The organism is Streptomyces sp. NPDC005784, assembly GCF_042871525.1.
GTDB lineage: Bacteria > Actinomycetota > Actinomycetes > Streptomycetales > Streptomycetaceae > Streptomyces.
Map to the genome: position 1 here is coordinate 157,954 of NZ_JBIAIQ010000004.1, position 12,407 is coordinate 170,360.

Here is a 12,407-nt window from a genome sequence, read left to right on the forward strand (position 1 = left end):
CGCACAGGGCTCCGCCGGCCCAGGTAGCGGCACTGCCCCCTCCGGTTGCGTACCGGGACCCGGTGGTCACCCCGTGTTCACCCCCCGAGACGGGGAACGTTGGATTCCGAGGTGCACGCTCCAGGCGTGAGACGCATCGCGGGAATCGTCCTGGCGGTCCTGTTGATCGGCGGAGTGGCAGCAGCCGTCGTCGCAGGCCGCAATGGTCAGGACAAGGGCACGGCAACGAAGACCGTGCAAGGAATGATCGGTTCGGAGAAGGCGGAGTTCTTCGCCGATCCCGACGTGGTGAAGGCCCTCGCCGCCAAGGGCTACACCGTCAAGACGGAGACCTCCGGGTCCTGGGCCATGGACGGCCTCGACCTCAAGGGATACGACTTCGCCTTCCCCTCCAGCCAGGCGCCGGCCGACGAACTCGCGGACAAGTACCACGTCCGCAAGCCGCTGCCCCGGCCCTTCTATTCGCCCCTCGTCGTGGTGGCCCACCGCAGCGCGGCACAGGTCCTGGCCGCCAACGGACTCGCCACCCTCGACAGGAACACCGGCACGCTGAAGATGGCCGCCTACCTCGACGCGGCCCGGCACGAACGAACGTGGCAGCAGCTCAAGGGCGCCAAGGCGCACGGTGAACTGACCGGCACGCTGTACATCGCCAGCACCGACCCGGAGACCTCCAACTCCGGCGCCCTCTACCTCGCCGCCGCGTCCTATGTCGCCGACGGCGGGCGCGTCGCCGCCGACAACGCCGCCGTCGGCCGCACCGCGCCCCTGATGCACCAGCTCATCAGCGTCCAGGGCGCCCAGCAGGCCAGCACCGACGCGGAGTTCGGGGACTTCATCAGCGGCGCCGGCAATCCGCTGGTCCTCGTCTACGAGTCCCAGGTCGCCGCGCTGCTCGCCGAGGGCCAGGACACCGGCGACCTCACGGTCCTCTACCCGGACACCACCGCCAACAGCGACCACACGGTCGTACCGCTCACGCCCGAGGGCCGCGCACTGGGTGAACTCCTCAGCACCGACCCGGCGTTGCGCAGGCTCGCCGTCCGGCACGGGTTCCGGCCGCAGGGCGCGACCGCCGAGTTCACGGCGGCGACCGCCGACCGTGCCACGTACCTCAATCAGAAGCTGACCGGCGTCCGGCAGGTGCCCGTGCCCACCTACAAGGTGCTGCACGAGATGGCGCGCCGGGCCGGGAACTAGGGGGAAGCGCAGATGACCAGCGAAGAGACATTCACCCTCACGCCACCCGAGGCGGTCGCCCCCGTGCCCCGAGAGAAGGCCGGCGGGCTCGTCCCCGTCGACCCGGGGGTACAGGACGAGATGGCGCGCCGGGCCGCGGAGTACATCGACGGGCTCGCCGTCCTGGACGCCCGCTCGCCCGAATTCGCGGGCAAGGTCGGGGAGATCGCGGGGCTGGGCGCGAGCGAGATGCGCGGTGCCGCCGCCCAGTCCAACCGCATGTTGGAACGGACGATCCGCAGTCTGCCCTCCAAGGGCGAGGACGCCCAGTCGCACGTCGCCGGCTCGCTCGTCGAACTCCGGCGCGTGGTCGAGGACCTGGACCCGCGCGATCTGTCCGCGAGCAAGGGCCGCAAGTTCCTGTCCAGGCTGCCGGGCGGCAACAAGCTGCGCGACCACGTCGCCAAGTACGCCTCCGCACAAGGCACGTTGAACAAGATCGTCGGCTCGCTGCGCGGCGGCCAGGACGAACTGCGCCGGGACAACGCGGCCTTGCAGACCGAACGGGTCCGGCTCTGGGAGACGATGGGCAAGCTCCAGGAGTACGTCGTGCTGACCCAGGCCCTGGACACCGCGGTCGAGGACCACATCGCGGGCGTCGACTCCGGCGACCCGGCGCAGGCCGACACGCTCCGCTCCGACGTGCTCTTCCCGGTCCGGCAGAAGCACCAGGACCTGCTCACCCAGCTCGCGGTGTGCGCCCAGGGCTATCTGGCGATGGACGTGGTCCGGCGCAACAACCAGGAACTCATCAAGGGCGTCGACCGCGCGGCCACCACCACGGTCTCCGCGCTGCGCATCTCCGTGATGCTCGCCTCCGCGCTCGACAACCAGCGCAAGGTCGTCGAGCAGGTCAACGCCCTGCGCGGCACGACCGAGGACCTCATCCGCGGCAACGCCGAGATGCTCGCCACCCAGAGCGGCGAGATCCAGCGCATCGCCGCCGACCCGGCCGTCGGCGCCGAGACCCTGCGCACCGCCTTCCAGGAGATCTACCGCACCCTCGACGCGATCGACACCTACAAGGTCCGGGCGACCGAGACGATGGCCGCGACGGTGGAGTCCCTGACCTCGGAACTCCAGCACGCAGGCGCCTACTTGGAACGCAGCCGCACGCAGGGCGCACTGGAGGGCGGGCACGGATGAGACCGCTCCGACGGGCGGCCTGCGCCGCCGTGGCCCTGCTCGCCGTCACGGCCTGCACTGCTCAGGGAGAGCGGAAGTCCGGGGACGGCACGGCCCCGCGGCCCGGCACCCTCCGCGTCCTCGCCTCCAGCGAACTCAGCGACATGAAGCCGGTCCTCGACCGGATCAGGCGCGACACCGGCATCACGGTCGAGCCCACCTACATGGGCACCCTCGCCGCCGTGGACCTGATCGCGCGGGGCACGGCGGACGGCAGGTACGACGCCCTGTGGCTCTCCTCCAACGCCTATCTGCATCTGCGCCCGGACGCCGCGAAGAAGGTCGTCTCACAGACGCCGGTCATGTCGAGCCCGGTGGCCATCGGCGTCAAGCCGGAGAAGGTGAGCAGCCTCGGCTGGAAGCCGGACGACGTCACCTGGTCGCAGGTGGAGCAGGCCGTGGCGGACGGAAAGCTGACGTACGGCATGACCGATCCGGCGCGCTCCAACTCCGGTTTCTCCACGCTGATCTCGGTGGCCTCCGGACTGTCCGGAGCCCAGTCGGCGCTCACGGACGCCGACGTGGACAAGGCCACGCCCCGACTGCGGGAGTTCTTCAAGGGGCAGAAGCTGACGTCGGGTTCGTCGGGCTGGCTGGCCACCGCCTACCAACGCCGCGGCACCGTGGACGCCCTGCTCAACTACGAGTCCGTCCTCAAGGGCGTGAAGGGCCTGACCGTCATCCGCCCGCGCGACGGTGTGGTGACCGCCGACTATCCGCTCTCCTCGCTCGCCGCGTCCTCCAAGGACACCCGCGAGACCGTGCGGCGCCTCGCCGAGGCACTGCGCGCACCGGCCACCCAGAAGCGGATCACCGAGCAGACGCACCGCCGCCCGGTCGTCGCCTCCGTCGCCCCGGCGGCCGGACTCGACACCGGACGACGGCGTGAACTCCCCTTCCCCGGAAGCCGGTCCGTCGCCGACCGACTCCTCGACTCCTACGAGAACAAGCTGCGCCGGCCGTCCAGGACCGTATACGTCCTCGACACCTCGGGCTCGATGGACGGCGACCGCCTCGACCGGCTGAAGAAGTCGCTCGGCGATCTGACCGGCGACTTCCGCGACCGCGAGGAGGTGACGCTGATGCCGTTCGGCTCACAGGTCAAGAGCGTCCACACGCACGTGGTGCGGCCCGAGAACCCGAAGGCCGGGCTCGACGCCATCCGCGAGGACACCCGTGCGCTGAGCGCCGACGGTGACACCGCGATCTACACCTCACTGGAGAAGGCGTACGAACATCTGGGCGCCGGCGACGACACATTCACCTCGATCGTGCTGATGACGGACGGCGAGAACACCAAGGGCGCGAGCCCCTCCGACTTCGACGCCTTCTACCGCCGGCTGCCCGGCGGACAGCGGGAGATCCCGGTCTTCCCCATCCTGTTCGGCGACTCCGACCGCGGCGAACTCCAGCACATCGCCGACCTGACCGGCGGCCGTCTCTTCGACGCCCGGAAGGGCTCGCTCGACGGCGCCTTCGAGGAGATCCGTGGCTACCAATAGGCTCGTCGGCTTCCTGGAGTCCCGCAAGAACCTCACCGGCAGCGCGTGCGGGATCGCCGGACTCGCGCTGACCTTCGCCGGGGTGGCGGGCCCGTACTGGCCGGCCGTCGTCGCGGGCCTGTACGGCGCGGGCGCGCTGATCGCCCCGCCGGAGCGCCCCGCCCTTCCCGACTTCCCGTCCCCTTCCGCCCAACTCGCCGAGCTGCGAACCGACTTCGACAAGCTGCGGGAGTATCTGGACGGCGTCGAGCTGCCCCCGGCGGCCGCCGGCCGGCTCACCGAGCTGATGGAGGTCCTCACCGCCCTGCTCGACCCCGGCTGGGTCGCCGAGGTCCTCGCCCAGGACCCGGAAGGCGTGCACGCCCTGTCGCGCGCCGTACGGCAGGACATCCCCGAGGCGGTCGACACGTTCGTCCGCACCCGGTGGTGGACCCGGCTGGCCCCCGGCACCGAACCGCCGGAGCGCCACCTGGAGCGTCAACTCACCCTGTTGCACGAGGAGTCGGACCGGCTCGCGGCGACACTGCGCGAGACGGAGGCGCGGCGCCAGGAGTCGCACACGCGCTACCTGGAGGACCGCGGCCGCTCGCAGTGACCGGGCCGCACGCGCTCCGGGTCCACCCGCGGACGACCACGGCGACGGCGGACGGGGCGGCACGCGGCGACGGCGGGCACGGCGGCCGAGATCACGGCAGCACGCGGCAACGGCGAGCACGGCGGCACGCGGCGACAGCAGGCACAGCGCGGCGCGGCGACGGCGGGCGGGGCGGACGAGGGCCGCTCCTGTTCCCGCGGTGATGCGGCTCACGCGTTCGCCGCGATCACCACCAGGATCACGACCGCCAGGATCAGCAGCGCCACCTTCAGCGCGGTGGGCCACGGCTCGCCCGGGGTCGGCGGCTGCGGAATCGCGCCCGGCACCGGGACCGCCGCCGGCCCGTTGAACACGTCGTGCCCGGTGAGCGCCGCCCGAGTACACCAGGGGCACGAGGTCAGATGCGAGCCGAACGCGTGCAGCGGGCGGCTCGGACAGACCCGTACCAGCGCTCGCTCCTTGTCCAGGGCGCGCAGCCAGGCCTCCGCCGGGGGCCGGGTGGCGGGATCGTGCACACCGGGGCCGAAGGCGGAGCGGGCCAGCGCGAGGAGTTCGGGCGGGAGCACGGAGGGGTCGATCGTGCCGCGCGGGATGACGACCCGCTCGGGGCGCACGACGTAGGAGCAGCTCGCGGCGATGTTGTCCTTGACGGTCGACTCGGAGGCGCTGTCGTGCGGGACGCCGCCGAAGGGGTGGTTGCCCGCGGTCAGCAACTGGTAGACGAGGACCGCGAGGGCGAATTCGTCGGTGGCGCGGGTGGCGGGGCCGCCGGCCTGCCGCTCGGGGGACGAGTAGTCGGTGGTGTGCATCAGGCAGGGAAAGAGTTCCCCGGTCACCGGGTCGTTGAAGGCGATGGAGTCGCAGTCGAGGAAGGTGACGAAGCCGTTGGCGTCGACGACGACATTGCTGCTGGAGAAGTCGCCGATGACGAGGTTGTCGTAGTGCATACGGGCGGTCATGAAGGCGAGGTTCCAGGCGACGCCGAGCAGGAAGCGCCAGTCGGCCCGGTCGGCGAAGAGCTTGAGGCGCTGGGCGCGGGTGAACAGGCCGATCAGCTGCACATGCTGGGGTTCGCCGAAACGGCGCATGGCGTAGCCGAGGAACTCGCCCTGCGCACCGCGGGCGAGGGCGGTCGGCCAGGCCAGCTCGGGCGGCTGGGAGGCGTCGGTGGGACGGGTCACGAGCGGGGACATGGTCAGCATCCGCATCAGCCTCCGTTCCTGTTCGGGGCCCGGCGGTTCGCGGTACAGCTTGACGACGATGCCGTCGTCACCGACGACCGGGAAGACGGCCGCCTGACCGCCGCCCTTCAGGGGCAATTCGGCGAGGGTGACCGGCTTGCCGTCCAGGAACACGGTGAGGCCGCTCATGGCCGCGCCTTGAGCACGGCCCGCAGCAGGGTCTTGTCGTCGGCGTTGAGGGCGGTGAGCCGGTCCGAGCGGAGCAGGGTCCCGAGGCCCTCGTGGGCGCTCGCGGTCACCGGACCGGGAACGTCGAGGGAGCGGAACACGGCCTCGGCGAACGAGGTGTTCGGGGACAGCGCGCCGCCTCCGGAGGGGTTGAGCGCGGCCTGCGCCAGTCCGTCGGTGGACAGCAGCACCCCATCGATCCCGTCGTCGGACACACAGTCGGTGTGCACCCAGCGGGCCGCGTCCGGCGAGGTCAGGAAGACCGTCTCGTTGCTGTACTCGCTGGCCGCCGCGGGCTGCGGCAGCAGATGGAACTGCCGCTCGCCGTCCTCCGTGCCGGCCCGCAGGACGACGAAACCGTCACCCACGGACAGATGACCGAGCCAGCCCCGCGCGAGCACGACCACGGTGAGCGTGGTCGCGAAGTCCGCCGCGTCGGCGCCCGTCCGGTCCAGGAACACCTTGCAGACGTCGTGGAAGGCGTCCTCCAGGAGTTCGTGCACCGCCTGGCCGGGACGGCGGTCCGCCGCGTTGGCGGCCCGGCGCGCGAAGTGCTCGGTGGCCAGCTCCACCGCGAGCCGCGAACCCTCCTCGGAGCGCGGTCTGCTGCCCGCGCCGTCCGCCACGGCGAGGACCGCCACGGAGGCCGACACCGTGTAGGCGCAGGCGTCCTGGCAGGGCAGCCCCTGCCGGCGGTGCCGGTATCCCTCGACGCTCATGCCGTGGATCCGCCACGGCGTCTCCCGCTCGTCGACTCCGGTCATCAGTCAGGAATCCCATCCGGTCGTCGGTCACGATTCCCAGGCCGGGCGCTGCGTCTTGAACTGGCTGAAGATCTTCTCGAAGACCTCGTCGCCCGCGCCCTTCTGCTCGGCGTTGGCACTGGCGGACATCATCTGGAGCAGCTCGCGGAACGGGAATCCCTGCAACCGGGCGTTGAACTTCGGCGCGAACGACTGGAGCACCTGCTCGCCCCGGTCCGTGATGCCTCCGACACCGATCGCGTACAACCGGAAGCGGCGGGCGCGCTGCTCGTCGGCGAGCACCGGGATCAACCGGTGCCAGGAGTCGGTGAGATGGCCCGTGGCGTCGGTCGGCAGTCCGTCCGTGACCAGACAGATCTGCGGCCGGTAGTACTGGAGCCCGGAGGCGCGCAGCTCGGCCTTGCGGGCGGCGACGATGTGCATCGACAGTTCGAGGGCTTCCGTCATCAGGGTGACCCCGGCGGCGGCGAGCCGCGGCGGCTGGAACATGTGCGCCGGCACGAAGGGGCTCACCGGGGCGCGGGGGGCGAGGAGTTGGGGCCCGCGCCAGGCCGCGACACCGTTGCCGCCGAAGGTGACGACGGCGACCTCGACGCTGTAGCTGAGGCTGACGTCGTCGTGCAGTTCCCGGGTCCACTCCGCGAGCGCGTTGTTGAGCGTCTGGATGGGCTGACCCGCCATGGAGCTGGAGATGTCGAGACAGAGCACGAGCGGCAGCCGCTGCGCGTTGTTCTCGAACTCGATGTCGGCGTACTCCGCCGGCAGGGTGGGCGGGTATTCGCTGTGCATGGGGATCTCTCCTGGTCTCAGGGTCGGCCGGCTTTGGCGTGCCGTCCGGCCGTCGGCGGGAAGGCGTAGAGGACGTCGGAGTCCCGCTCCCTCGCCTCGGTGACATCGACGAGTCCGCCGGGTGCGGGCGGCGGGCGGCCCGGCTCGGCCCACACCGCCCGGTACAGCACGTGGTCGATCTCGACATAGCCCTGCGGGTGCAGTTCGGTGCGGACGACGGCGGGCCGGGCGGGGCCCGGTACGTTGCCGACCCGCCGTCCGTGGCTGCGGGTCGGCGTGACCCTGAGGCGGGTGGTGGCCTCGTCGGGCGCGCGGGTGCGCGGGCGGGGCGCCGTGGCGGCCGGTACGGCGCCGACACCCGGGGCGGCGAGCGATCGCCGGGACAGGGTGCCGACGGCGACGGCACGGGCGGAACGGCGGATCAGGAACAGGAGCAGTCCGAGGAGGAGGACGAGCACGACGCAGAGGACGGCGAGCACCTGGGTGGCGGTGTCCCAGCCGGAACCGGCACCGGAGTCGGTGCCGGCGCCGGCGCCCGGGCCGGGGTTGCCGGGGTCGCCGACGTTCCCGGTCGCCTGGCCCTGACCCTGGCTCTGTCCGTGGCCCTGGCCCTGGCCCTGGCCCTGGCTCACTTTGCCGGAGTCGGTCTCGGTGGGGGTCGAGGTGGCGGACGGCCCGCCCAGGGTGCCGTCGACGCCATACGTGTGCTGGGAGAGGTCGATGGCCAGGCCCAGGTCGACGAACTCGCCGCCGCTCAACGAGTGGCCCTTGCCGAGCCGGGCGCAGGGGTCCTTCTCGTTCTTGGGGTCGCAGGCCCCGAGGGCGGCCAACTCGTCCACGACCTCGGGCTTCAGCGGGTCGATGGTGGCGTCGTTCGCGACGAGCCTGGCCGTCCGGTTCGCCAGCAGGAGAAGTGCCGTTCCGCCCTGTCCGGTGTGCCCGTGCCGCGGGACCTCGACCACGAGTCTCGCGCGCCGGCCCAACAGGGTCTGCTCGGAGACCTTGTGGCTCTCGGCGTCGCCGTCGAACGGCAGCGCCCGGTCGAGGGTGATGTGAACCGTTCCCTCGCTGATCCACCGGGACCAGCATGCGAGGTGTTTCCCGAAGGTCTCGCCGCACGACTCGTCGGCCGCCGCGGGGACCGCCGGAGCGAGCGCGACCAGGAGTCCGGAAAGCATGAGGAAGGAAAGCCGACGCCGCATGGAGACCCCCCGTGGCCCTAAGAAAACACCCCCGTGGCCCTGAAAGGCACTCGCCCATAGTGGCGGAAAACGGCGGGCGTCCGAAAGGGTTTGAGGAACGCGACGGGCACCACTTCTACAACTCGAACACCTGATGGCATCGGGTGAACATTTGTCTCGCCCGTTCCACCCAATCGCTGGCCAAAGCATCGAAATCTGTTTGCGTGATGCGACAGGTCAGGGGGAGGTCGCACACTCCCGCGAGACAGGGACGCGGCCCCCGCACGTCCCAGACGGACAGCATGGGACGCAGTTGTTCGGTGTTCCACGCGTTCGACGCGGCCGCGGCGACGGCCAGTTGGTCCTGGCGCAGGAAATGCCCGTCGGTCGCGAAAGCGACCAGCAGTCTCTTGGTCGTCATGAATCGCACGGTGACCATCCGGCCTGTTTCCTCCAGGTCGAATCGCATGGAGACGGAAACCGTGTCGGTCGCCGTGTGGAAATTCCGTCCGGTCACCCAGTTCTGCACCAACTGCCGCCAGTGCGTGCCGATTTCGAGGATCTCGTGACCGCGGCCGGGAAAGGACTCAGGCGTCGCCACGGCCCACCGCCTCGGCGACCATGGCGTCGGTCAGCCCGGCGTCGAGCAGCGCCTGGGCGTGCGACAGCAGACAGGAGGGTACGGACACGCTCGTGCTCTCCTTGCGGCGCTTCACCAGATCCTGGGTGCGCGCCTTGATGCTGTGGGCCACCGTGGGCGGCGGCCAGGCGGCCCGGCGGGGCTCCTCCTCCAGCAACCCGGCCAGGAGTTCGTCCAGTCGGGGCCGGTCCTCGGGCCGCTTCGCCAGACAGCGCGCGACCAGTTCCCGCATCGGCCCCGCCAGGCCGTCGAGTTCGGGTTCGGCGAGGACGACCCGGTAGCGCACGGACTCTCCGCTGCCGTGCGGCGGCCGTCCGGTGAGCGCGTACACCAGGACCCCACCGAGGGAGAAGACATCGCTCGGCGGGCCCACCGTGGCCCCCTTGATCTGCTCGGGCGACATGAAGGGCGGGGTACCGACGACGACGCCGACCTGGGTGAGGCCCGGGGCGCCGTCCACGCGGGAGATCCCGAAGTCGATGACGCGCGGGCCGTCGGAGGCGAGGAGCACGTTCGCCGGCTTGAGGTCCCGGTGCACCACACGTGCGGCGTGGATGGCCTGGAGCGCCTCGACCAGACCCGCGCCGAGCCGTCGTACCTGCGGCTCGGGCAGGGGACCGTCGGTGTGGACCGCCTCGGCGAGCGAGGGGCCGGGCACGTACAGGGTGGCCAGCCAGGGCAGTTCGGCCTCGGTGTCGGCGTCGACGACGGCCGCGGTGTAGGCGCCGCTGACCACGCGTGCCGCCGCGACCTCGCGCGCGAAGCGCTCCCGGAACTCGCCCTGCGCGGCCAGTTCGGGCCGCACCACCTTCACCGCGACCTCGCGCCCGGCGGGCGAGCGGCCGAGATACACCCATCCCATGCCACCGGAGCCGAGCCGGCCCACAATGCGGTACGGACCGATCTTCATGGGGTCACTGACAGGCGTACGCACCCCGCCCACCTCATTTCGGGGTCCACTGCAGGATGTCAGGAGTGTCCCTCGAAATCCGCGCTTTTTCAGCCGTTCCGGCACGGGCGGGGGCGGAGAGTACGAAAAAGCCGGGGCCCCGCACAGATGTGCGCGGAGCCCCGGCGGGGTGCTGTCACCGCGGCCGACCGCCACAACGGTCGCAGGTCAGGGCAACTCGGTCGGCCGCGGAGTAACAGGGGGCGTCAGCCCAGGCGCTGCACCAGGGCGCGGTACTCGTCCCACAGCTCCGTCGGCGTGTGCTCGCCGAAGGTGTTGAGGTGCTCGGGGACCAGGGCGGCCTCCTCGCGCCAGACCTCCTTGTCGACCGTGAGCAGGAAGTCGAGGTCGGTGTCGGCCAGTTCGAGACCGTCGGTGTCGAGGGACTCCCGGGTCGGCAGGACGCCGATCGGGGTCTCGACGCCCTCGGCCTTGCCGTCGAGGCGCTCGACGATCCACTTCAGGACGCGGCTGTTCTCGCCGAATCCGGGCCACACGAACTTGCCCGCGTCGTTCTTGCGGAACCAGTTCACGTAGTAGATCTTCGGGAGCTTCGCCTGGTCCTTGTCCTTGGCGACGTCGACCCAGTGACCCATGTAGTCGCCCATGTTGTAGCCGCAGAACGGCAGCATGGCGAAGGGGTCGCGGCGCAGCTCGCCGACCTTGCCCTCGGCGGCGGCGGTCTTCTCGGAGGCGACGTTCGCGCCGAGGAAGACACCGTGGTTCCAGTCGAAGGACTCCGTCACCAGCGGTACGGCCGTGGCGCGGCGGCCGCCGAAGAGGATCGCCGAGATCGGCACGCCCTTGGGGTCCTCCCACTCGGGCGCGATGATCGGGCACTGCGAGGCGGGCGTCGTGAAGCGGGCGTTGGGGTGCGCGGCGGGCGTGGCGGACTCCGGCGTCCAGTCGTTGCCCTTCCAGTCGGTCAGGTGTGCCGGAGTCTCCTCCGTCATGCCCTCCCACCAGATGTCGTTGTCGTCCGTGAGCGCGACGTTGGTGAAGACGGAGTTGCCCCACAGCGTCTTCATCGCGTTGGCGTTGGTGTGCTCACCGGTGCCGGGCGCGACCCCGAAGAAGCCGGCCTCGGGGTTGATCGCGTACAGCTGGCCGTCCTCGCCGAAGCGCATCCAGGCGATGTCGTCACCGATGGTCTCGACCGTCCAGCCCGAGATCGTCGGCTCCAGCATGGCGAGGTTGGTCTTGCCGCAGGCGCTCGGGAAGGCGGCGGCGACGTACTTCGACTCACCGTGCGGCGGGGTCAGCTTCAGGATGAGCATGTGCTCGGCGAGCCAGCCCTCGTCACGCGCCATCACGGACGCTATGCGCAGGGCGTAGCACTTCTTGCCGAGGAGCGCGTTGCCGCCGTAGCCGGAGCCGTACGACCAGATCTCGCGGGTCTCGGGGAAGTGCGAGATGTACTTCGTGGAGTTGCACGGCCACGGCACGTCCGCCTCGCCCTCGGCCAGCGGCGCTCCGAGCGTGTGCACTGCACGCACGAAGAACCCGTCGGTGCCGAGTTCGTCCAGGACGGGCTGTCCCATGCGGGTCATGGTGCGCATGGAGACGGCGACGTAGGCGGAGTCGGTGATCTCGACGCCGATCGCGGAGAGGTCCGAGCCGAGCGGGCCCATGCAGAACGGGACGACGTACATCGTCCGGCCCCTCATCGAGCCGCGGAAGACGCCCTGCTCACCCGAGAAGATGTCCCGCATCTCGGCGGGGGCCTTCCAGTGGTTGGTCGGGCCCGCGTCCTCCTCCTTCTCGGAGCAGATGAACGTCCGGTCCTCGACCCGCGCGACATCGGTCGGGTCGGAAGCGGCGTAGTAGGAGTTGGGGCGCTTGATCGGGTCGAGCTTCTTGAAGGTGCCCTTGCGGACGAGCTCCTCGCTCAGTCGCTCGTACTCGGCCTCGGATCCGTCACACCAGACCACACTGTCCGGCTCGGTCAGTTCGGCGATCTCGTTGACCCACGAGATCAGTTCTTTGTGGTTGGTCGGGACGGGAGCCGCGATGTCGCGCGCCACGATTGCTCCTAAATGAGGGGTTTTGTTTTGGTGCCCCGTGGGGGCTGCGACCCGGATGCTTCACGGTGATTGAACCCCTGGCGCTCATCCGGTGCCGACCGCACTCATTTGATGATCCGACTGAGTCGCG

The 12,407-nt window shown here is 70.6% G+C and carries 11 protein-coding genes; 4 read left to right on the top strand and 7 right to left on the bottom strand.

What is annotated here, in order from left to right:
- The first annotated feature begins 126 nt into the window (after positions 1 to 126).
- From ACFYR3_RS08605 to ACFYR3_RS08620, 4 genes are read left to right on the top strand one after another with little or no spacing between them, the layout of a single operon-like run.
- Positions 127 to 1,200 carry a substrate-binding domain-containing protein gene (locus tag ACFYR3_RS08605; protein ID WP_355847550.1) on the top strand — a complete coding sequence of 358 codons (1,074 nt, stop codon included), beginning with the start codon at positions 127 to 129 and terminating at the stop codon, positions 1,198 to 1,200.
- Between the two features lie 12 nt (positions 1,201 to 1,212).
- Positions 1,213 to 2,385 carry a toxic anion resistance protein gene (locus ACFYR3_RS08610; RefSeq protein ID WP_355847548.1) on the top strand — a complete coding sequence of 391 codons (1,173 nt, stop codon included), beginning with the start codon at positions 1,213 to 1,215 and terminating at the stop codon, positions 2,383 to 2,385.
- Positions 2,382 to 3,926 carry a VWA domain-containing protein gene (locus tag ACFYR3_RS08615; RefSeq protein ID WP_355847545.1) on the top strand — a complete coding sequence of 515 codons (1,545 nt, stop codon included), beginning with the start codon at positions 2,382 to 2,384 and terminating at the stop codon, positions 3,924 to 3,926. Before ACFYR3_RS08610 ends, ACFYR3_RS08615 begins: the two co-directional genes overlap by 4 nt.
- Positions 3,913 to 4,521: a hypothetical protein gene (locus tag ACFYR3_RS08620; protein WP_355847542.1), complete on the top strand. Its 609-nt coding sequence runs from the start codon at positions 3,913 to 3,915 to the stop codon at positions 4,519 to 4,521. Before ACFYR3_RS08615 ends, ACFYR3_RS08620 begins: the two co-directional genes overlap by 14 nt.
- A 209-nt stretch (positions 4,522 to 4,730) precedes the next feature.
- Here the strand turns inward: ACFYR3_RS08620 and ACFYR3_RS08625 are convergent, their stop codons facing one another.
- The 7 genes from ACFYR3_RS08625 to ACFYR3_RS08655 form a co-directional block, all read right to left on the bottom strand.
- Positions 4,731 to 5,891, bottom strand: a complete 1,161-nt coding sequence (locus ACFYR3_RS08625; RefSeq protein WP_355847539.1) for a hypothetical protein — start codon at positions 5,889 to 5,891, stop codon at positions 4,731 to 4,733.
- Complete coding sequence (locus ACFYR3_RS08630) at positions 5,888 to 6,694, bottom strand: PP2C family serine/threonine-protein phosphatase (RefSeq protein WP_355847536.1); 807 nt, start codon at positions 6,692 to 6,694, stop codon at positions 5,888 to 5,890. Before ACFYR3_RS08630 ends, ACFYR3_RS08625 begins: the two co-directional genes overlap by 4 nt.
- 27 nt (positions 6,695 to 6,721) lie before the next feature.
- Entirely contained in the window at positions 6,722 to 7,483 is a 762-nt protein-coding gene (locus ACFYR3_RS08635) for a hypothetical protein (RefSeq protein ID WP_355847533.1), read from the bottom strand.
- A gap of 17 nt (positions 7,484 to 7,500) precedes the next feature.
- Entirely contained in the window at positions 7,501 to 8,685 is a 1,185-nt protein-coding gene (locus ACFYR3_RS08640) for a hypothetical protein (protein WP_355847530.1), read from the bottom strand.
- Positions 8,686 to 8,800: 115 nt separating this feature from the next.
- Entirely contained in the window at positions 8,801 to 9,265 is a 465-nt protein-coding gene (locus ACFYR3_RS08645) for a hypothetical protein (RefSeq protein ID WP_355847527.1), read from the bottom strand.
- Entirely contained in the window at positions 9,252 to 10,214 is a 963-nt protein-coding gene (locus ACFYR3_RS08650; RefSeq protein WP_389282152.1) for a serine/threonine-protein kinase, read from the bottom strand. The genes ACFYR3_RS08645 and ACFYR3_RS08650 overlap by 14 nt, the downstream gene beginning before the upstream one ends.
- A 245-nt stretch (positions 10,215 to 10,459) precedes the next feature.
- Positions 10,460 to 12,277 (bottom strand): phosphoenolpyruvate carboxykinase (GTP), encoded by a 1,818-nt coding sequence (locus tag ACFYR3_RS08655; protein WP_355847524.1) that lies wholly within the window; start codon positions 12,275 to 12,277, stop codon positions 10,460 to 10,462.
- Positions 12,278 to 12,407 lie beyond the last annotated feature (130 nt).